20 protein-coding genes are annotated in these 19,971 nt (G+C 72.3%); 13 read left to right on the forward strand and 7 right to left on the reverse strand.

Annotated elements, in window-relative coordinates:
• Positions 1–73: 73 nt before the first annotated feature.
• The gene (locus AMO33_RS05810) at positions 74–397 is read right to left on the reverse strand and encodes a hypothetical protein (protein WP_011209441.1); all 324 of its coding nucleotides are present in this window, start codon (positions 395–397) and stop codon (positions 74–76) included.
• A gap of 166 nt (positions 398–563) precedes the next feature.
• On the opposite strand from AMO33_RS05810, the gene AMO33_RS05815 reads away from it, so the two are divergent.
• Positions 564–1,187 carry a LysE family translocator gene (locus AMO33_RS05815; RefSeq protein ID WP_060591055.1) on the forward strand — a complete coding sequence of 208 codons (624 nt, stop codon included), beginning with the start codon at positions 564–566 and terminating at the stop codon, positions 1,185–1,187.
• Between the two features lie 30 nt (positions 1,188–1,217).
• Here AMO33_RS05815 and ligA read toward each other — a convergent pair whose 3' ends face one another.
• Together ligA and AMO33_RS05825 are read right to left on the reverse strand one after the other, a co-directional pair.
• Positions 1,218–3,209: an NAD-dependent DNA ligase LigA gene (gene ligA / locus AMO33_RS05820; protein WP_060591057.1), complete on the reverse strand. Its 1,992-nt coding sequence runs from the start codon at positions 3,207–3,209 to the stop codon at positions 1,218–1,220.
• Positions 3,210–3,304: 95 nt separating this feature from the next.
• Entirely contained in the window at positions 3,305–3,922 is a 618-nt protein-coding gene (locus AMO33_RS05825) for a class I SAM-dependent methyltransferase (RefSeq protein WP_060591058.1), read from the reverse strand.
• Positions 3,923–3,994: 72 nt separating this feature from the next.
• On the opposite strand from AMO33_RS05825, the gene AMO33_RS05830 reads away from it, so the two are divergent.
• The 5 genes from AMO33_RS05830 to AMO33_RS05850 are packed head-to-tail and all read left to right on the forward strand — an operon-like array spanning position 3,995 to position 8,891.
• Positions 3,995–4,996, forward strand: a complete 1,002-nt coding sequence (locus tag AMO33_RS05830; RefSeq protein ID WP_060591060.1) for a hypothetical protein — start codon at positions 3,995–3,997, stop codon at positions 4,994–4,996.
• Positions 4,981–5,838: a hypothetical protein gene (locus AMO33_RS05835; RefSeq protein WP_240327439.1), complete on the forward strand. Its 858-nt coding sequence runs from the start codon at positions 4,981–4,983 to the stop codon at positions 5,836–5,838. Before AMO33_RS05830 ends, AMO33_RS05835 begins: the two co-directional genes overlap by 16 nt.
• A gap of 33 nt (positions 5,839–5,871) precedes the next feature.
• Positions 5,872–6,363: a hypothetical protein gene (locus tag AMO33_RS05840; protein ID WP_011209435.1), complete on the forward strand. Its 492-nt coding sequence runs from the start codon at positions 5,872–5,874 to the stop codon at positions 6,361–6,363.
• 6 nt (positions 6,364–6,369) lie between these two features.
• Complete coding sequence (locus tag AMO33_RS05845) at positions 6,370–8,148, forward strand: asparagine synthetase B family protein (protein WP_060591062.1); 1,779 nt, start codon at positions 6,370–6,372, stop codon at positions 8,146–8,148.
• Positions 8,145–8,891: a hypothetical protein gene (locus AMO33_RS05850; protein WP_082668594.1), complete on the forward strand. Its 747-nt coding sequence runs from the start codon at positions 8,145–8,147 to the stop codon at positions 8,889–8,891. Before AMO33_RS05845 ends, AMO33_RS05850 begins: the two co-directional genes overlap by 4 nt.
• Here AMO33_RS05850 and AMO33_RS05855 read toward each other — a convergent pair.
• A complete protein-coding gene (locus tag AMO33_RS05855; protein WP_060591064.1) occupies positions 8,881–9,369 on the reverse strand; it encodes a hypothetical protein in 489 nt (162 codons plus the stop codon). The genes AMO33_RS05850 and AMO33_RS05855 overlap by 11 nt on opposite strands.
• Entirely contained in the window at positions 9,366–11,819 is a 2,454-nt protein-coding gene (locus AMO33_RS05860) for a molybdopterin oxidoreductase family protein (RefSeq protein ID WP_060593317.1), read from the reverse strand. The genes AMO33_RS05855 and AMO33_RS05860 overlap by 4 nt, the downstream gene beginning before the upstream one ends.
• Before the next feature lie 154 nt (positions 11,820–11,973).
• Between AMO33_RS05860 and AMO33_RS05865 the strand changes: the two genes are divergently transcribed.
• From AMO33_RS05865 to AMO33_RS05880, 4 genes are all read left to right on the forward strand, one after another.
• Positions 11,974–12,402, forward strand: coding sequence for a nitroreductase family deazaflavin-dependent oxidoreductase (locus AMO33_RS05865; RefSeq protein WP_060591065.1), 429 nt, complete (start codon positions 11,974–11,976; stop codon positions 12,400–12,402).
• 127 nt (positions 12,403–12,529) lie between these two features.
• Positions 12,530–13,411 (forward strand): universal stress protein, encoded by an 882-nt coding sequence (locus tag AMO33_RS05870; protein ID WP_060591067.1) that lies wholly within the window; start codon positions 12,530–12,532, stop codon positions 13,409–13,411.
• Positions 13,412–13,495: 84 nt separating this feature from the next.
• The gene (locus tag AMO33_RS05875) at positions 13,496–13,825 is read left to right on the forward strand and encodes an ArsR/SmtB family transcription factor (protein WP_060591069.1); all 330 of its coding nucleotides are present in this window, start codon (positions 13,496–13,498) and stop codon (positions 13,823–13,825) included.
• A 106-nt stretch (positions 13,826–13,931) separates the two neighbouring features.
• A complete protein-coding gene (locus AMO33_RS05880; RefSeq protein WP_082668595.1) occupies positions 13,932–15,566 on the forward strand; it encodes a SulP family inorganic anion transporter in 1,635 nt (544 codons plus the stop codon).
• 16 nt (positions 15,567–15,582) lie between these two features.
• Here the strand turns inward: AMO33_RS05880 and AMO33_RS05885 are convergent, their stop codons facing one another.
• The gene (locus AMO33_RS05885) at positions 15,583–16,560 is read right to left on the reverse strand and encodes an Acg family FMN-binding oxidoreductase (protein WP_060591073.1); all 978 of its coding nucleotides are present in this window, start codon (positions 16,558–16,560) and stop codon (positions 15,583–15,585) included.
• Between the two features lie 180 nt (positions 16,561–16,740).
• On the opposite strand from AMO33_RS05885, the gene AMO33_RS05890 reads away from it, so the two are divergent.
• From AMO33_RS05890 to AMO33_RS05900, 3 genes are all read left to right on the forward strand, one after another.
• A complete protein-coding gene (locus AMO33_RS05890; RefSeq protein WP_060591075.1) occupies positions 16,741–17,388 on the forward strand; it encodes a response regulator in 648 nt (215 codons plus the stop codon).
• Positions 17,389–17,473: 85 nt separating this feature from the next.
• Positions 17,474–19,216 (forward strand): GAF domain-containing sensor histidine kinase, encoded by a 1,743-nt coding sequence (locus AMO33_RS05895; protein ID WP_041561018.1) that lies wholly within the window; start codon positions 17,474–17,476, stop codon positions 19,214–19,216.
• 78 nt (positions 19,217–19,294) lie between these two features.
• Positions 19,295–19,543: a hypothetical protein gene (locus AMO33_RS05900; protein ID WP_060591077.1), complete on the forward strand. Its 249-nt coding sequence runs from the start codon at positions 19,295–19,297 to the stop codon at positions 19,541–19,543.
• Here the strand turns inward: AMO33_RS05900 and AMO33_RS05905 are convergent.
• Positions 19,524–19,940: a pyridoxamine 5'-phosphate oxidase family protein gene (locus AMO33_RS05905; protein WP_050768041.1), complete on the reverse strand. Its 417-nt coding sequence runs from the start codon at positions 19,938–19,940 to the stop codon at positions 19,524–19,526. The genes AMO33_RS05900 and AMO33_RS05905 overlap by 20 nt on opposite strands.
• Positions 19,941–19,971: the final 31 nt, after the last annotated feature.

Raw genomic sequence — 19,971 nt, forward strand, 5'->3', positions numbered from 1 at the left:
TCCTGCCCGGGGCGGCGGTGGCGATCGGCGCGAGGCGAATGCCAAGCCGCCCAACCCAACCGGTGCATCCGGTTCAGCGGCGCTCGGGCAACCGCACCGCGTCCCAGGGCACCCAGTGCCGCAACGTGGTCTCGGTGAGCTTGTTGCGGGTGCGGTAGTCGACGGCCACCTCGGCATACCAGGCCACGTAATGGCCCAGATGCAGGCGCACCCACCCGAACTGGGTGGCGGGCACCCACGGTTCCTGGAACCGCGGGTCCAGGCTGTTCGACGAGACCCCCAAGCTCGGCCGCTGCCTGCCGGGCCGCTCCGGCAGCAACCACACCCGCTTGGGATCCACCAGCACCGGCCGTGGCCGCGCCAGTCGCCGGATCGCCGAGACACCGTCCTCGCTCATCGTCGATCACCCGGTCCCGGCGCGTGCCCGCCCACCGGCCGCACGACCCGCAACACACCCGCAATCGAACACATGTTCCCATCATGGCACGCCGACGGACCGGTCGGAATCCCCGCCCCGCATCGACGGGGTTGCGGATCCGGCCGGCCCCGTTACGCTGCGGGCGATGAGCATCGAGTTCGTGCTGACCACGCTCGTCGTCGTCGCGACCCCCGGCACCGGGGCGCTGTTCACCCTCGCCACCGCACTGTCCCGGGGTGCTCGCGCGGGCCTCGTCGCGGCACTGGGCTGCACCCTGGGCATCGTGCCGCACCTGCTCGCCGCCATCACCGGCCTGGCCGCTCTGCTGCACACCAGCGCGCTGGCCTTCCAGACCGTGAAGTACCTCGGGGTCGCCTACCTGCTGTACATGGCGTGGAGCGTCGTCCGCGACACCGGCTCGCCGGCGCTGCCCACCGGCGAGCCCGCGACCGGCACCCCCCGCTCCGCGGCGCGCGTGGTCGGCGCGGCGGTACTGCTGAACCTGCTCAACCCCAAGCTCACCGTCTTCTTCGTCGCGTTCCTCCCGCAGTTCGTGCCCACGGGCACACCGCGGGCCTCGCTGCGCATGCTCGAACTCGGCGCGGTCTTCATGCTCGCCACGTTCGTGGTGTTCGCCGCCTACGGCATCTGCGCGGCCACCCTGCGCGGGCGTGTCCTGCACCGCCCGGCCGTCCTCGCCTGGACCCGCCGCACCTTCGCCGTGTCCTTCCTCGCCATGGCCGGCCGCCTCGCCGTCCAGGACCGCTGACCGCGGCGCCCCCGCGGTCAGCGGCTCGAATCAGACGAGTTTCGCCTCGATCAGCTGCGCCCAGATGGTGGCCTGGTCGACGATCTCGACGCCGAGCTTCTCGGCCTTGGCCAGTTTCGATTCGCCGACGCCCGCGCCGGTGATCAGCAGATCGGTGTTGGCCGAGACCGACGACGCCGCCGTGGCCCCGGCCTTCTCGCAGAGCCGCTGGAACGTGGGGCGGGCGACCTTCTCGCCGGAGCGGGGGTCGCTGATGGCGCCGGTGACGACGACGGTCTTGCCCGCCAGCGGCGCGCCCGCGGCGACCACCGGCGGCAGGTCCTCCTCGCGGACGTCGAGGGAGACTCCACGCTCGCGCAGGCGCTCGAGTTCGGGACGCAGCCGGGTCAGGTGCTCGACGAGGGAGGCGGCGACCTTGGGGCCGATGTCCTCGACCGCGACCAGCCGCTCCTCGCCCGCGTCGGCGACCTCCTCCAGCGACGCGAAACCGGCCCGGGCCAGGCGCGCGGCGGTGCCCTCGGAGGCCATCGGGATGGCGAGCCCGATGAGCGCGCGACGCAACCCGACATCGCGGCTGCGGTCGATGGATTCGATCATCCGGGTCGCCGAGACCTCCCCGATCCGGTCGAACTCGAGCAGCCGTTCCTTGGTCAGGGTGTAGAAGTCGGAGGGGTTCTCCAGAATGCCCGCCTCGGCGAGGCGTTCGATCCACACCCCGCCGATGGCGTCGATGTCGGCGGCCGCGCGGGAGGCCCAGTGGATCAGCCTGCGCACCGTCTGCGCCGGGCAGGAAGCGTTGGTGCAGAACAGTTCCCGGCTGTTGCCCTGCTCGGTGACCGGCTGCCCGCACGACGGGCACTCGGTGGGCGGCACGATCTCGACCTCCGCGCCGGTGCGTTTCGAGGCGTCGAGCACCCCGGCCACGAACGGGATGACGTCACCGGCGCGGCGCACCAGCACCGTGTCGCCGACCTTGATGTCGCGGGCGCGGATGACCTGCTGGTTGGCCAGCGTCGCCTTGGTGACCGTGGTGCCGCCGACGAACACCGGCTCGAGCCGGGCGACCGGGACGATCTTGCCGGTCTTGCCGACATCCCAGGTGACCGCCTCGAGGACGGTGGTCTTCTCCTCGGCGGCGAACTTGAACGCCAGCGCGCCACGCGGGGAGTTGGATCGGGTGCCCGCGGCGGCGTAGGCGTCCCGGTCGGCCAGCCGCAGCACCGCGCCGTCGATGTCGTAGTCCAGGTCGTTGCGGCCCCGTTCGATGTCGGTGATCGCCGCTTGCGCCTGCTCGGCGTCGGCGCACATCCGCATCGCCGCGCCCGCGATGCCCAGGGCCCGCAGCCCCTCGCCCAGGTCGGCGGCGGCACCGCCCTCGGCGGTGTCCAGGTCGAAGCCGAAGAACCGGAGCCGGCGCTCGGCGACGGTGGCCGGGTCCTTCGCGCGCAGCGTGCCCGCCGCGGCATTGCGCGGGTTGATCAGCGGCTTGTCCGGGTGCGCGGCGTTGTAGGCCAGGAAGGTGGAGCGCAACATGACCGCCTCGCCGCGCACCTCGACCCGGCCCGGCACGTCGATCCGCTCCGGCACGCCGTCGACCAACGCCCGCACCAACATCGTCACGTCGTCGCCGGTGGTGCCATCGCCGCGGGTGACCGCGCGCACCAGCCTGCCGTCCTCGTAGACCAGCGCCAGCGACAGCCCGTCCAGCTTGGGCATGACCACGACCGGCTGACCGGGGAAGCGCTCGAAGAACGCCGCGACCTGTTCGGGGGTGGTCGCCTTCTCCAGCGACAACATCGGCCGCGAGTGCCGCACCGGGGCGTGCAGCACGGCGGGCGCGCCGACCTGGTCGAGCGGATTCGGGTCCGGGGCGAGCTCGGGGTGCGCGGCGATCAGCGCGCGCAGCTCGTCCTCGATCGCGTCGTACTCGGCGTCGGCGACCAGCGGCGCGCCCTCGTAGTAGGCCGTCCGCAACTCCACGATGCGATCGGCGAGCTCCCGGATCTGTTCCCCAGCGTCCACGAACCCAGACGGTACCCACCGCCACCGACAGCCGAGGGAGGTCGCCCCGGACACGCGGGCCCGCCGTGCCTCCGGCCGGGAGCGCGGCCCGGCGATCAGGCGGCCGGCTTGCGCCAGCGCAGGGAGTATCGCCAGTACAGGTGCCGCCGGTACCGCACGCCCGGCAGCAGGGCCCGGGCGGTGTCGCGGATCTCGGCGTAGGTGTGCGGCGGCGGCCAGACGATCGGCGAGGGATGTTCCCAATGGTGGTGCCCGGCCAGCCGGTGGTAGGTGAACGCGAGCACGGCCAGCGCCTCCACCGGCAGGTCGTGCGGCCACCGGGGACGGGCGAGGCCGACGATCGCCAGGGTGCCGCCGGGTTTCAGCAGCCGCGCCATCGTGGTGAGCGCGGCGTCCGGGTCCAGGTGGTGCAGGGTGGCGACGGAGACGATCGCGTCGAAGGAGGCGGGCTCGAACGGGTGGGTGAGGACGTCGGCGCACACGTAGTGCGGGCCGTCCGCGCCGGACTGCGCCCGCGCCAACGCGATGCTCTCGGCGTGGGTGTCGATGCCGACGATCGCGCGATCGTCACGGCGCAGCCTGCGGCACAGCATGCCCTCCCCGCAGCCGACATCGAGAATGCGCCCGGCGTGCGGAGCCACCGCCTCGACGAGCACGTCGTGATAGTGGATGTTGGTGTTCCAGCGGTCGGTATCCGGCGGCAGCTGCGTCACTCGCGCGATGCTACGTGCGCCGCGCGCGGCGATACCACTCGCGCGCGGGGCGCGAATCGGCGACCATGAGGCGTGATCTGCCCGCACTGCGCCAGGAACCTGCTGTACAAGGAACGCTCGGGTCGACGCTGCTCGAAATGCGCGCGCGAGTTCGCGCTGGAGCCGAAGTCCAGCCCGTTCCGCCTGCACGACCTGCGGATTCGTCGGCTGGCCGACAAGCTCGGCGACGGCCGCGGGCTGCGCTACACCCCCACCCAGCTGTGGTACGCGCTGGCCCGCAAGGACCTGCCCGGCATCCGGCGCGTCTACCACGCGTGGGTGGCCGTGACCGCGGTCGTGATCGTGGTGGCCGCGTTCGTCTCGATGGTCAGCGGGCTGGTGCCGGTCCTGGTCGCCCTGCCCGCGGCGGTGGGGCTGCTGGTCGCGGTGAATCTGGTGCTGCTGCTGGTGCGCCCGCTGCTCGTGCGGATGACCACCGTGCAGGTTCCGGTGCGGTACAGCACCTTCCGGTCCGAGGTGCTCGAGCCCTGGCGGAGGATCTACCGTGACCTGCCGCCCGGCATGGTGGACGAGGATCTCGCGCTGCCCGCGGTGGAGTGGCCGCGGCTGGCGCTGCTGTGCCCGGACCGCGGCGTGCTCGCCTGCCTGGCCGCCAACGACGCGCACCGGGCGTGGGGCATGGCGTTGTGCGAGCGCGTCGAGCAGCTGCCGCCCGCGGTCCCGGTGCTGCTGCTGCACGACGCGGGCGCGCCGGGTGTGGAGTTCGCCGCCCGCGTGCGGGCTGTGCTCGGCCCCCGCGTCGTGCCGATCGGGTTGTCCACCAGGGCGGCACGGACGGCACGTTCGGCGGTGCGGCTGCGGGAACGCCCGCTGCGCAGCGCGGCGTTGCCGCCCGAGCTGCCCACCGACGACCGGGAGTGGCTGCTCGACGGATGGTGGTCGCCGGTGGCCGCGCTGCCGCCCGCCCGGCTGCTCGGCCTGGTCCAGCGCGGCGTGGAACGGGTCGAGGAGGCGGCCGACCCGGACCGGCGCAGCGCCCGCGCGGTAGGTTTCCTCACGTGGCCGACCAGTTGACCCCGCGGGTGCTCGACCGGCTGCTGCCGCTCGCGGCCCGCCGCGCGAGCGCACCCGGCGGTCTCCGCGTCACCGAGGGGCAGCTTCAGCACGAGCTGTGCCGCCTGCTCGTCCCCGCGCACCGGCTGCCGCGCCGTGCCGCGTTCACCCTGCCGATCCCGGTGCCCGAGGACGCATTCCGCGCCGCGCTCGCCCGCCACCGCGAGCTGCCCGGTCTGCTGGCCCCCGCCGCGCCCCGCACGACCCCGCCCGGACAGCACACCGGCGAACCCGACCTGTTCGACTACGGCCTGCCCCGGCTGCTGGTCTGCGAATCCCAGGGGATCGCGGCGATGCTGCGCGCCAACGGGTTACCGATGGAATCGGCCTGCCCGGTGGTGAGCGCCGCCGAACTGCCCCTGCACCCGGGTGTGGTCGCCATGCTCGCCCGCGTCCGCGGAACCGTGTACGTGCTACACGGGGCGAGCGCGGCCGGACTCCCATTCCCGGCGCGGGTCCGCGAACTCGCCGGACTGGCCGCCGAGGTGCGGGTCGTGCCGCTGGGGTTGCGGCCACGGCAGGCGATGGGGCTGCACCTGTTCCACCGGCACGACCGTGACGACCTCGCACTGGACCGGGCCGCTCGCCCGGATCTTCGTGCCGCGCCCGGACTCCCCCACCTCGACCCGCGCGAACGCGACTGGCTGCGCCGCGGTCGCGCCGTCGACCTCGACGCCGTCCGCCCCGCGGCCCTGCTGCGCACCGTGCACCGGCTGGTGCGCGAGGTCCGTCCGCCCCGCACGCCGCTGGTCGATCTGCGCCGTGCCCGCGACGCCGGCTTCCTCACCTGGCCTGCCGCATGACCGGCGCCCCGCCCGCCTCGAAAGGAGCCCGCCGTGCCCGAGTACCGGCAGCTCGCCTACACCGATGAACTGCTCGCCGACGGCACCGTGCACCGCCGCTACGCCGACGGCAGGCAGGAATGGCGCAGCCGCGGCCCCGACGGCACGGTCGGCTGGCGCGACGACCGCGGCCACTCCGGCACCGACGAACCGTTGGGCAGCAAGCTCGTCAAGCGGGTGCACCGCGGCGGGACCGTCGTCTACGGCCGCGAATCCGGCTACGGGCGCACGCTGTGGAGCGACGGCGTGCTCACGGTGAACCGTTCCTCCTTCGGTGGGCGGCTCGGCGGCATCCTGGCCGCGGTCGCGGGCGGTGCGCTGCTCGGCGCGTTGATCATGCCGCCGACCTCGCTGACGCCCGAGGAAGAAGAGGAGCTGCGCGCCCAGGCCGCCCAGACCGGCACCGGCGGTGGTGACGCTGACGGTGGTGACGGCGGCTACGACGACTGGGACGACGGCTACGGCGACGACGACGATTTCGGGTGAGTGCGAATGTCTCGATGGTGTGCCTTCCTGACCGAGGACGACCCGGCCGCGCACGTGCGCGCCGTCGGCGCGGAACCGATCACCGCCGGGCCGATCACCGCTGGATCGATCACCGCCGGATCGATCACCGCGGCGGGCCCGCATGGGTTCGGGCTGCTCGACGGGCCCGGCGTCGCGGCGGGACCGTTCACCGCCGGTGCGCTGACCGCCGTCGGTGAGGTGACCCTGTTCAACGCCGACCGGCTGCGCGCCCGCCTCGGCGCCGACGCACCGCCACCGGGCCGCCCCGACGGCGAGGTGCTGCTGCACAGCTACGCCCGCTTCGGCCTGGACGGCATCGCCGCCGCCGAGGGCATGTTCGCCCTCGCCGTCGCCGACGGCCCCGACCTGGTGCTGCTGCGCGATCAGCTCGGCGCCCGCACCCTCTTCCACGCCCGCGCCCGCGCGGGCTGGGCCGCGTCCACCTCGCTGCGCGCACTGCGCCACTGGCCTGCCCTGCGCACCGGCCTGCACCTGCCCGCCGTGCGGTCCTTCCTCACCTTCGCCTACCTGCCCGGCCGCGAAAGCCTGCTGCGCGACGTGCACGAGGTGCTGCCCGGCCGCTGCCTTCGCCTGCACCCCGACGGCACCAGCACCGAACACACCTACTGGGAGCCGCGCGAGCACATCGACGAGCGTCCCGCGAGCGAACACGCGCTGCGGTTGCGTGCCCTGCTCGAGGACGCCGTCACCCGGCGGCTGCCCGCAGGCGAACCGGTCGGCGTGCTGCTCTCCGGCGGCATCGACAGCGGCCTGGTCACCGCCCTTGCCGCGAAACTGCACGACCAGGCGGTGCACACGTACTCGATCAGTTTCGGCGCCGACGCCCCCGACGAGCTCGGCTACTCCGGCCTGGTCGCCACGCACTGCCACACCCGCCACCGGGTGCTCACCGTCCCCGGGCAGACCGTCGCCGCCCGCCTGGCCGACACGGTCGGCCTGCTCGACAGCCCCGTCGGCGACCCGCTCACCGTCCCGAACCTGATGCTGGCCGAAGCCGTGGCCGCCGACGGTATCCGGGTGGCGCTCAACGGCGAAGGCGGCGACCCGGTGTTCGGCGGGCCCAAGAACCTGCCGATGCTGATCTTCGAGCTCACCCGCGACGACCCCGCCGAGGACGCCCGCGCCCACGCCTACCTCGACAGCTACCGCAAGTGCTACGCCGACCTGCCCACCCTGCTCACCCGCGACGCGCTCGCCGCACTGGCCGACGCGCCCGGACCGGTCGAGCACGTCGCCCCCTACCTGCGGCCCGGCGCGATGACCAGCCTGCTCAACCAGCTGCTGCACACCAACCTGCGCACCAAGGGCGCCCACCACATCCTCACCAAGGTCGAACGCCTCACCGCCGCCAGCGGTATCGAGGGCCGCGCGCCCCTGTTCGACCGTGCCGTGGTGGACCACGCCTTCGCCGTCCCTCCGACGATGAAACTCGCGGGCACCAGCGAGAAATGGATCCTCAAACAGGCGGTGCGCGACCTGCTGCCCGCCACCATCGTCGACCGGCCCAAGAGCGGCATGCGGGTGCCGGTGCAGCAGTGGCTGGACGGCCCGCTGCGCGAGCTGGCCCACGACCTGCTGCTGGGCCGCACCGCCCGCGAGCGCGGCCTGTTCCGCGCCGACACCATCCGCGCCTGGCTGCGGGGCGACGGCGCCCTGCTGCCCCGGCAGGGCGGCAAACTGTGGCTGGTGCTCTCGCTGCAACTCTGGCTGCGTTCGTTCGACCTCGAGGAGTCCGTCCGGTGACCGAGCCACGCATCAAACACCACGCCGACGACGAGAACGAGATCCACGACCTGGCGAGCTTCCAGGACGCGGGCCGCAACGTCGTCACCCCGGTCGCGCAACTGGCACCCGAGGTCGCCGACGCCGTCGTCGGCGCCTTCGCCCAGATCGTGCGCGCCGCCAAGGCCAGCCCCGCCGCCACCACCCCCGACCGCGACGGCATCGTGCGCTCGCAGGTGTTCGAGGAGGGCGATGTCTACATGGTCGAGACGCCGTTCGACGGCTTCTTCGCCGACCGCTACCTGATGGACTTCTACGACGCGGCCGAACGCGGCATCTGTTCGCGCATGCACCTGCACACCGGGCTGCGTTTCGTGCGGATGATGACCGGCACTCACACCCACATCCGGGTCGGCAGCCTGTCATCGTTCGTCGTCACCGACATCGCCGGGGTCACCCCGTTCCGGCCCGAGCAGTTCACCGACGCGCTGCCCGACACCCCGCCCGGGGTGGAGCGCACCCGCTACAACCTGATCGTGCCGCCCTGCTCGTTCGTCGACATGCAGATCCCGCGCGGGGTCAGCCACCAGTTCAACGCCGTCGGCCCGCACGCGGTGATCGATTCGGTGCATCCGGAGGAATCCATCGAGATCTTCCGGGAACGTATGTCCGGCTACCGGATGATGGCGCAGACGGTGTTCCTGGCACCCGAGCTGCCCGACGCGGCCACCTGCACCGACCTGGAGCGCCCGGTCAGCCGGTGACCACGATCTGCGGCGCGCTCTCCTTCAGTTTCGCGTTGGCCCACCGCATCTGGCGTAACGTCTGCGGATGACAGCGCTGGGTCAGCGCCAGCAGGTCGCTGTCACGCATCGCCTGCGCCGCCTGTGCCAGCAGCTCCCAGTCCACCGACACCCCCGCGGCCAGCACGTGGATGCGGCGCAGGTCCCGCAACAACAGCAGCGCGGGCGTGTGGTGGCGGCCGAGCAGTTCGCTGCCCTTCTGGCGCACCGCCGCTCGCAGCGCGGAGTCGTGCTCGGGTTCGGGGTCCAGGTCCAGCCCGAACCGTCGTCCCGTGACCGCCAGCGCCCGCACGTGCTGATGCGACCACCGGGCCAGGTCACCCGCCAGGTGGTGCACCTCGTGGTCGGTCTGCTGTCGGTCGGCGACCCGCAGCAGTTCCGTGCCGAGCTCGTTCTCCGCGCGATGCACCTCGGTGATCACCACTCCGACGTTGTTCACGCCTGCGCCTCCGTCGTCTCGTGCGCGGTGCCCGCCGGGCCGCCGACGGTGTCGGGGACCGCCGGGCTCGACGGTGCCGAGGCGGTGTTGGTCGGTGCCGCCGCCGGGACGCCGTCGGCGAGCGCGATCCGTTCCAGCCGGGCCGCGCCGGATTTGAACAGCGGCTGCTTGGACGCGGGATCCCAGTCGGTGACGGTCAATTCGTTGGCCGCGCGGCCGAGCCCGTCGGCCGGGGCGTGACCCTCGGTGTCCCAGTAGCCGTAATGGAACGGCAGGAACACCACCCCGGGCCGGATTCCGCCGACCCGCAGCCGCGCCCGCACCCGTCCGCGCGGTGTGCACACCGCCAGCACGTCACCCTCGTGCCAGCCGTGCCGCTCGGCGTCGGCGCCCGACATCTCCACCCACACCTCCGGCGCGGCCTGCTGCAACTGCGGCACCCGCCCGGTCTTGGTGCGGGTGTGGAAGTGGAACAGGGTGCGGCCGGTGATCAGCTGATACGGGTAGTCCGCCGACACCGTCTCGTGCGGGGGCAGATACTCGGCGGCCTTGACGATCGCCTTGCCGTCGGGGTTGAGCGCGCGGTACTCGGTCGGCTCCACCGGCGCGCCGGTCACCAGGTCACGGCCGTAGCTCTCGCACACCGCGGGCGCGGCCCAGAAGGCGCCGTCGGCATACAGGCGCTCGGTGCCCTCGGGATGGTCGTCGTTGCACGGCCACTGGATGCCGCTGCCGCCGCGTAACTTCGCATACGACAGCCCGGTGTAGTCGCAGGGCCGCCCGCGCGTGCACTCCCGCCACGCCTCGAACGCCTCCTCCGGGGTGGTCCAGGTGATCAGCGGGCCGCCGTCCTTGTCGGTCAGCTCCAGGCGGCGAGCATAGTCGAGGAAGATGTCCAGATCCGGGCGTGCCTGCCCCGGCGGGTCGATCGCACGCTCGGACAGGTGCACGGTGCGGTCGGCGTTGGTGAAGGTGCCGGTCTTCTCCGCCCACGCCGCCGCGGGCAACACCACGTCGGCCAGTTGCGCGGTCTCGGTCAGGAAGATGTCCTGCACCACCAGGAACAGCCGCTCCTGGGCCAGCACCGCGCGGATGCGCGACAACTCCGGCAGCGACACCGCCGGATTGGTGCCGCTGACATACAGCAGCCGGATCGAGCCGTCCTCGGCGTAGCGCAGCATCTGCATCAGATGCGTGGGCGGCGCGTAGTGCGGGATCTGCTCGGGTGCCACGTTCCACACCCGCGCCAGGTCGGCCACATGCTCGTCGTTGGCCCAGTTCCGGAAACCGGGCAGGTCGCCGTCGGCGCCGCACTCGCGGGTGTTCTGCGCGGTCGGCTGCCCGTTCATCTGCAACACCCCGCAGCCGGGTCTGCCGAGCATGCCGCGCACCAGGTGGACGTTGTTGACCTGCACCGCGGCGGCGGTCGCCTGGTGGGATTGGTAGAAGCCCTGCAGCACCGTGGAGAACAGCCGCCGCGCGCCGCCGATGATCCGCGCCGCCTCCCGCAGATCCGCCACCGGCACATCACACACCTCGGCCGCCAGCTCCGGGGTGTAACCGTCGAGCATGCGGTCGAGTTCGTCGAAGCCGACGGTGTGCGCGGCCAGATAGTCGCGGTCGATCCAGCCGTTGCGCACGATCTCGTGCAGCAGCCCGTTCATCAGCATGACGTTGGTGCCGGGTCGCGGTGCCAGATGCACGGTCGCCGCCTGCGCCACGGGTGTGCGCCGCGGGTCCACGCACACCAGTGCGGGCGGGTTCGGCCCGGCGAGCCGGTCGAGCATCCGCGACCACAGCACGGTCTGGGTCTCGGCCACGTTGTGGCCGTAGAGGCAGAGCACGTCGGCGTGGTCGATGTCGGTGTAGGAGCCGGGCTGGCCGTCGCAGCCGAAGGACTCCTTCAACGCCGCGGCCGCCGTGGCCGTGCACAGGCGGGTGTTGCCGTCGATGTGGTTGGTGCCGATGCCGCCGCGGCCGAGCACCGCCAGGGTGTAGTACTCCTCGAGGAACAACTGCCCGGTGGTGTAGAAGCCGATCGAGCCGGGCCCGTGCTCGGCCAGCAGGTGCTTCGTACGGGTCGCGACCGCGTGCATCGCGGTGTCCCAGTCGGTTTCGACCAGTTCGCCGTCCCGGCGGATCAGCGGGGTGGTCAACCGGTCCGCGGAATGGTTGGCCTGCCAGCCGAACAGGTCCTTCGGGCCGAGCCTGCCGCGGTTCACTCGGTCCACCGCCCGCCCCCGCACGCCGACCAACCGGCCGTCCTTGACCGCCAGGTCCAGGCCGTCACCGTTGGAATGCAGCACCGACGCCGACTGCACCCAGGCGTCGACGGCCGCCTCGTCCACCTCCGGCGCCAGGTACATGTCGACCCGGCTCGGCCACGGCTGGCCCGCCCCGTACGGTGTCCGCCCGCCCCACGGTTCCCGGATTCGGTCTCGCAGCGTCACGAGGTCGGCGATACCCCGGCGATGGTCCACCAAACCCGGCCGCCGCCCGATACGGCCGGTCGCCGCGTGTCGGCGCGGCGGCGGTCGCGATGCGGGTCAGGATGCGAGAGCCTGGCCGACGAGCGCCGTGCGGCGACGACGAAGGAGACACATCATGAGCGATGGCAAGGACTGGAACACCAGCATCATCGAGGAGTTCCGCGCCAACGAGGGCCGCGTCGGCGGCCAGTTCGCGGGTGCGCCGATGCTGCTGCTGCACCATCGCGGCCGCAAGAGCGGCCGGGAGATGGTGGCCCCGTTGATGTATCAGGCCGACGAGAACGACCCCGACACCGTCTACGTCTTCGCCAGCAAGGCGGGCGCCCCCGTCGATCCCGAGTGGTACCACAACCTCCGCGCCGCCGGACGCGCCGAAATCGAACGCGGCACCGATCGTTACGCCGTCACCGTCGAGGTGGTCACCGGCGCCGAGCGGGACCGCATCTACACCGAACAGGCGCGCCGCTACCCGGGTTTCGCCGACTACGAGCGCCAGACCGCCGACATCCGCACCATCCCGGTGGTCGCCCTGCGCCGCGCCTGATCCGCCGCGATCCCCGGCAACGTGGGCCTTTCGGCCCCTCCGCCGGGGACCTCGGACCAGCGTGCCCGACGATGCGCCGTTCCTAGCCTGAGAGCACCCGCACGCACACCGGTAAGGACACGCTCTGATGGCCGCACATCCCCTCGTCGTCGGCGTCGACGACTCCGCCGCCAGCGATCTCGCCGTCCGCTGGGCCGCCGAGACCGCCGCGGCCCGGGGCAGGCCGCTGCGGCTCGTGCACGCCCTCGACCTGGCCGCCACCCGCGCGGTGTTCGGGCCCTACGCCCTGCTCGTCCCGTCGGTCACCGCCGAGTTCCGTCAGCAGGGCGTCGAATACCTGGCCGCCGCAGCGCAATTGGCCACCGAGACCGCGCCCGGCTGCACCGTCGACACCGAACTGGTGGAGGGCTCGGCCGCCGAGGTCCTCATCGACCGCTCCGACTTCGCGGCCATGACCGTGCTGGGCACCGGCAACGCGGGCGCCCTCGGCTACCTGGGCTCCACCCTGTCGGCGGTGGTCGCCCACGGGCACGGCCCGATCACCGTCGTACGCGCGAGCGGCAACGACACCAGCATCCGCCGCTGCGGGCCGGTCGTCGTCGGCGTCGACGGCAGCGCGCACAACCGCGCCGCCGTCGAACTCGCCTTCGCCGAGGCCGCCGAGCGGCGGGCCACCCTCGTCGCCGTGCACTGCTGGAGCGACCTGCGGTTCGAACAGTTGACCGGTCTGCCCGACACCATCGCCGACCGCGAGATCGAGACCACCTCCCACGAACTGCTCGCCGACGCACTCGACGGCTGGGCCGACAAATACCCGCAGGTGCGCGTCACCCGCAAGGTCTACCTGTCCGGCCCGCGCCACCACCTGCGCGAATGGTCCAAGCCGGCGCAGCTGCTCGTGGTCGGCAGCCGCGGACGCGGCGGCTTCGGCCGCCTGCTGCTCGGCTCCGTCGGCAACGCCCTGGTCCAGCAGGCGCACTGCCCGGTGATGGTCGTGCACACCCCCTGACTGCCTGCCTGTTCTGCTGATTGTTAAACTTTGCAACCAGCCAGGCCATGCCCTGGCCGACACGAGCGCGAGGGCGGTGAGGCGATGCCGGGATTCCAGCGGCCGCTGTACCAGATGAAGGCCGACTTCTTCAAAACACTCGGTCATCCCGTGCGCATCCGGGTCCTGGAACTGCTCAGCGAGCGGGAGCACGCGGTCTCGGAGATGTTGGAGGAAGTCGGCGTCGAACCGGCCAACCTCTCCCAGCAACTGTCGGTGCTGCGCCGCGCCGGCCTGGTCACCGCCCGGCGCGAGGGACTCTCGGTGACCTACCAGCTCACCTCGCCGGAGGTTGCCCACCTACTGGCCACCGCGCGCGTGATCCTCACCGGCGTGCTCAGCGGCCAGGTCGAAGCCCTGGAGGAATCGGTGTAACGCACCTCGAACCGTTCGCTGCCGCCCGTCACGCTCATTGTTTTCCGATTTTCGAAACTAGACATCCAGGATTCCTCATGCTTCGCCTACCCCGGGACCGCACCCGATGAGCCCCCGAACCCTGTTGCCCACCCGCGCGGACTGGCTACCCGGTCTGCGCGCGCCGGCCGCCGACCTCACCGCCGGCGTGATCGTCGCACTGGTCGCCCTGCCGCTGGCGCTCGGCTTCGGCATCAGCTCGGGACTCGGAGCCGGCGCGGGCCTGGCCACCGCCGTGGTTGCCGGCGCCGTCGCGGCGATCTTCGGGGGATCGCGATTCCAGGTGTCCGGCCCGACCGGGGCCATGACCGTGGTGCTGGTACCGATCGCGCACGAGCACGGCGCGAGCGGTGTACTCACCGTCGGCCTCCTCGCGGGCCTGATGCTGGTCGTGCTCGCCTTCGCCGGTGTCGGCCGGGCTGTCCGCTACATGCCCGCTCCGGTGCTCGAAGGGTTCACCGCGGGAATCGCCGTCGTCATCGCGCTACAGCAGGTGCCTGCGGCCCTCGGGATCGAGGACGCCACCGGTGACAAGGTGTGGATGGTGGCCGCCGACGCCGTGCTGCACTACCTGGGCAATCCCGGCGTGATCGCGCCCGCGACCGCGGCGCTGGTCGCCGGTGTCGTGCTGCTCGGTGGACGACGGATGCCGAAACTGCCGGTGGCGCTGGCCGCGGTCGTCGCGGCGACCGTACTCGCCGGTTTGTTCGACCTCGACCTGACCCGCATCGGCGCCATCCCCTCCGGTCTGCCCGCGCCCGGACTCGACTTCGTGCACCCCGGCCGGCTCGGCGCGCTGATCGTGCCCGCGCTCGCGGTCGCCGCGCTGGCCGCCCTCGAATCGTTGCTCTCGGCCACCGCGGCCGACTCGATGGCCGTCGGCACCCGTCACGACCCGGACCGCGAGCTGTTCGGGCAGGGCCTGGCCAACATCGCCGCACCGCTGTTCGGCGGCGTGCCCGCCACCGGCGCCATCGCCCGCACCGCCGTCAACGTGCGCGCCGGTGCCCGCACTCGGCTGGCGGCGCTCACCCACGCGGCCGTCCTCGCGGGCATCGTCTTCTGCGCGGCGCCGCTGGTGTCCCACATCCCGTTGGCCGCACTCGCCGGGGTGCTGCTGGCCACCACCATCCGGATGGTGGAAACCGCGGCCATCGTTGCCATCGCCCGCGCCGCCAAGGGCGATGCGTTGATCATGGCCGTCACCTTCGCCGTCACTGTCGCCCTGGACCTGGTGACCGCCGTCGCCGTCGGAATCGGTATCGCGATGCTCCTCGCCGTACGCGCGGTCGCGAAAGAGGCGCGGCTGGAACAAGTCCCGCTGGACGAGGACAGCAGGGCGATCCTCGCCGAGGAACACGCCCTGCTGCGCGACCACATCGTCGCCTACCGGATAGACGGCCCGCTCTTCTTCGCCGCCGCCCACCGATTCCTGCTCGAACTCGTCGAGGTCGCCGACGTGCGGGTTGTCGTCCTGCGGATGTCGCGGGTCACCGCGCTCGACACCACCGGCGCGCTGGTACTGGCCGACGCGATCGGCAAACTCGAGCACCACGGCATCCTCGTGCTGGTCTCAGGGGTGCGCGCCGACCATCGCCCCCTGCTGGACACGCTCGGCGCGCTGCCCGCGGACGACCGCGTCTTCGACCACACCCCCGACGCCATTGCCTACGCCCGCACTCGCCTCACGGCCACGTCCTGAACGCCGCAGCCGCGCGTCAACCCTCACCGGGGACGAGCATCTCGGACACCGCACGGCGCGGGGTACGCGGCAACGCCTCGGCCCCCTCCGGTGCCCAGCCGATTCGTAGCACGACCTGCGGATGCGCGGTGCCGTTGAGCACACCGCGGCGGATCATGGCACGGTGGTCGCGAATCCCGAGCGGCTCGGTGAGCGGGCAGGTCGCCAGGCCGATATTGGTGGCTGTGAGCAGCACCGCGCTCAGCGCCTCACCGACTCGCAGCCGCGCCAGGCGATCGTCGGCCGGGGTGGCGATCACCAGCAGCTCGGCGTGATCGCCGTCGCGGGCCGGATCCACCAGCGTGGGCGCGGAGAACACCCGCGCGGGCAACACGTCGCTCTCGCGCGGTGGCGGGGCGTTGCGGGCGGGCACACCGTCGTCACTGCCATGTCTGCCCGACCACAGCGCCAACTCGAAGCGGTAGTCGTCGTCCTCGGCATGCACCCGCGCGGCGGCACGCGCGGCCTCGACCAATCGGGCCCGCGCGCCGTCGTCGACGACGCGCACCATCGCGCCCAGCGCGGCCGCGCGTTCGGCGAGCAGTCCGAAACAGCCGGGCGGCAACGGCAACGGCGCATAGTGTCGCCGGTCGGTGCGCCGCTTCGGAATCATCGCGCTCATCGCGATGTCCTGACCCGTTGCCCGGTGCGCCACCAACCGAATCGCGGCCAGATGATCAGGATCCGCCGGATCGGGCAGCCGCGTCACCACACTCGCCCACCCCATCGCCGTGAACGCCACCGTCAGGTGGTGCAGCGCGGCACCGCAACTGATCACCACATCGCGGCGGTCCGGGTCGGTGCGGGGCAGCGTACGGGCCGGGTCCAGATACAGGTGCACGCTGTGCCGGTCGATCCGCCACCGCCACGGCTGCACGTTGTGCACCGAGGGTGCGCGACCGGCCAGCGCGAGTGCCGTCGCGACCGTGCTGTCGTCGGGCAGTCCGCGGTGCATGTGTCCGTCCTTCGTCGTGGTCTGCCTCACGGTCGCACCCGCGCGCGGGCAACGGTCAGGGTCGGAGGACCCTCACCGCGGGGACTTCGGTTGCCGATCCGGGCGCCGCCCGCCCGAGAAGCAGCGCCGCGGGCACGCCGCTGCGTAGTCTGAGGTCAGCGACAGAAAGGGGAAGGGCCGATGGTCAGGGTGTTTCTGGTCGACGATCACGCCATCGTGCGGCGCGGCGTCGCCGATCTCATCGACGCCGAAGCCGACATGGAGGTCGTCGGCGAGGCCGCCGACGCCGCGCAGGCCCTGGCCCGCATCCCCGCCCTCGATCCCGACGTGGCCGTGCTCGACGTGCGCCTGCCCGACGGCAACGGCATCGAACTGTGCCGTGAACTGCTCTCCCGGGACGGGAAGCTGCGCTGCCTGATCCTCACCTCGTTCACCGACGAGCAGGCGATGCTGGACGCCATCCTCGCCGGCGCCAGCGGCTACGTGGTCAAGGACATCGGCACCACCGATCTCGTCGACGCCGTCCGTGCGATCGGGGCGGGCAAATCGCTGCTCGACAACCGCGCCGCGGCCGCGTTGATGGCCAAGCTGCGCGCCGAGGCCGAGGCCGACAGCGGTCCGCTGGCCGCCCTCACCGAGCAGGAACGCACCCTGCTCGCCCTGCTCGGAGAAGGCCTGACCAACCGGCAGATCGCCGCGCGGATGTTCCTGGCGGAGAAGACCGTCAAGAACTACGTGTCCCGGCTGCTCACCAAACTCGGGGTGGAGCGGCGCACCCAGGCCGCGGTCCTGGCCGCCAAACTCGAACAACCCAGGCGCACGGACTGATTCGACCGGCGATCCGGCTGGGAGTGCACCGCGTGCCGCGGACACCGGGTCGGCGGCGCGAGGGTGAAGTGAGAGGATGCTGGGCATGGAAGGCCGATCTTCGCGACCGGGCTCGAACGACCGTCCACCGGTGATCGAGACCCTGGCCCAGTCCCGCCTGCGCGAGTTGCTGGCGGAGGTGCAGGACCGGATCGCCGAGATCGTCAACGTGCGCGATCAGATGGACCGGCTCATCGAGGCCATGCTCGTGGTCACCGCGGGCCTGGACCTGGACAACACGCTGCGCTCGATCGTGCACACCGCCATCGAACTCGTCGACGCGAAATACGGCGCGCTCGGTGTGCGGGAAAGCGACCGCGATTCCAAGGAGCTCGCCGAATTCGTCTACGAGGGCATCGACGACCGCACCCGGGTGCTCATCGGCGACCTGCCGCGCGGGCACGGCGTGCTCGGCCTGCTCATCGACGACCCGCGCCCGATCCGGCTGGCCGACATGTCCGCCCACCCCGCCTCGGTCGGCTTCCCCGACCATCACCCGCCCATGCGCACCTTCCTCGGGGTGCCCGTCCAGGTCGGCGGCGAGGTCTTCGGCAACCTGTATCTCACCGAGAAGGCCGGCGGGCACGAGTTCACCGAGGACGACGAGGTGGTGGTGCAGGCGCTGGCCGCGGCCGCGGGCATCGCCATCGCCAACGCCCGCCTCTACGAGGAATCCCGGATCCGCCAGCAGTGGCTGGAAGCCACCCAGCAGGTCGCCACCCGGCTGTTGGCCGGCGGGGAGACCAGCGAGGTGTTCACCGTCATCACCGAGCGAGCGCTGGCGCTGACCGGCTCGGCGTGCGCGTTCCTCGCCCTGCCCGAGGACCCCGACGTGCCCCCGGAAGACCTCACCGAACTGGTCGTGGTCGCCGCCGCGGGCGCCGACGCCGACACTCTCACCGGCACGCGGCTGCCGATGGACGAAACCCACACCGGCGTCGCCTTCCGCGACGGACGTCCCCTGGCCGTCGACACCGCCGACGCGCCGTCCTTCGCGACCTCGCTCGAGTACGGGCCCGTGCTGACCCTGCCGCTGCGCGCGGGCAACGCCGTGGTCGGCCTGCTCACCACCATGCGCGCGCTCGGCATGCCGCCCGTGGACGCGGCCGGACAGGCGATGATGAGCGCCTTCGCCGATCAGGCCGCGCTGGCGTTGCAGATGGCGGCCACCCAGCGCCGTATGCGCGAACTCGACGTCGTCTCCGAACGCGACCGCATCGCCCGCGACCTGCACGACCACGTCATCCAACGGCTGTTCGCGGTCGGGCTGTCGCTGCAGAGCACCGTCTCGCGCGCCCGCGCCCCGGAGATCAAGACCCGGCTGATGGACACCGTCAACGACGTCCAGTCCATCGTCCAGGAGATCCGCCACTCCATCTTCGACCTGCACTCGAGCAGCGCCGCCGAGGCGCCCGCGCTGCGCAAACGCCTGCACGCCGTCCTCGCGGAGATGACCGAGGAGACCGACCTGCGCACCAGCATCCGGCTGTCGGGCCCGGTGTCGGTGCTGGCCCCGGCGATGTTCGACGATGTGGAGGCGGTGCTGCGCGAAGCCGTCAGCAACGTCGTCCGCCACGCGAAAGCGTCCTCCCTGTCGGTGCGGTTGACCATCCGCGACGACGTCGAACTCGAGATCGTCGACAACGGCATCGGCCTGCCCGAGGACCTGCCGCGCCGCAGCGGCCTGGCCAATATGGCCGCCCGCACCGAGAAGGCGGGCGGCACTTTCCGCGCCGAACGCGGCCGCGACGGCGGCACCGTCATCCACTGGTCGGTCCCCCTGCCCTGACCGCGCGGGACCTTCGTCCTCGGCAGAAGGGGCAGCACTGCTCTGACCGCGGCGGCGCCGACGCGGCAACCTGGGCGTATGGCCAGATCACCCGACCTCGACACCGTCGACGACACGGTGGCGCCGCTGGGCGTGCCCGCCATGATCACCGCGCTCGGCATGCTCGCGGCGGCTCTGCTCACCGCCGACCGGCTCCCGGACTGGGCCGACGACTACGGCGGCGCGCTCGTCTACGTGGCCGGTGCGCTCTATGTGGCCGTGTCGGTTCGCCTGCTGTGGTGGGGCCGCACCGCGCGGGCCGTGCGCGTCAGGCGCCGCGCGCGATGACCGGCTGCGCGGCCAACCGGACGCCGTGCACCAATGTCGCCTCGATCGCCACCACCTCGTCGGGCGCCGGGTCCACCCACGACCGCAGCCGCGCCGAGTAGCCGGCCAGCAGGTCCGGGTCGGTCACCGGCCGCGCGCACCCGGTCACCACCACCGACCAGCCCAGCCCGCGCACCGGATCGATCTCGTCGGCCTCATAGGCCACCACCACCGACCCCCGCGCCCGCACCGAGGCCGCCAGGCCCGTCGTCGCCCCCGTCCGCACCACGATCGACTGCCCGTCCACCAGATGATTCACCGGCCGGATCGCGGGCAAGGCGTCCCGGGTGAACACGATCCGCCCGAACGGCATCCGCGCCAGCAGCGCCATCGCCTCCCCCCGCCCGATCTCGAGCATCGTGCGAGCACAACACTCCCGTTCCGCCGAC

Origin of the sequence: Nocardia farcinica (assembly GCF_001182745.1) — a bacterium.
GTDB lineage: Bacteria > Actinomycetota > Actinomycetes > Mycobacteriales > Mycobacteriaceae > Nocardia > Nocardia farcinica.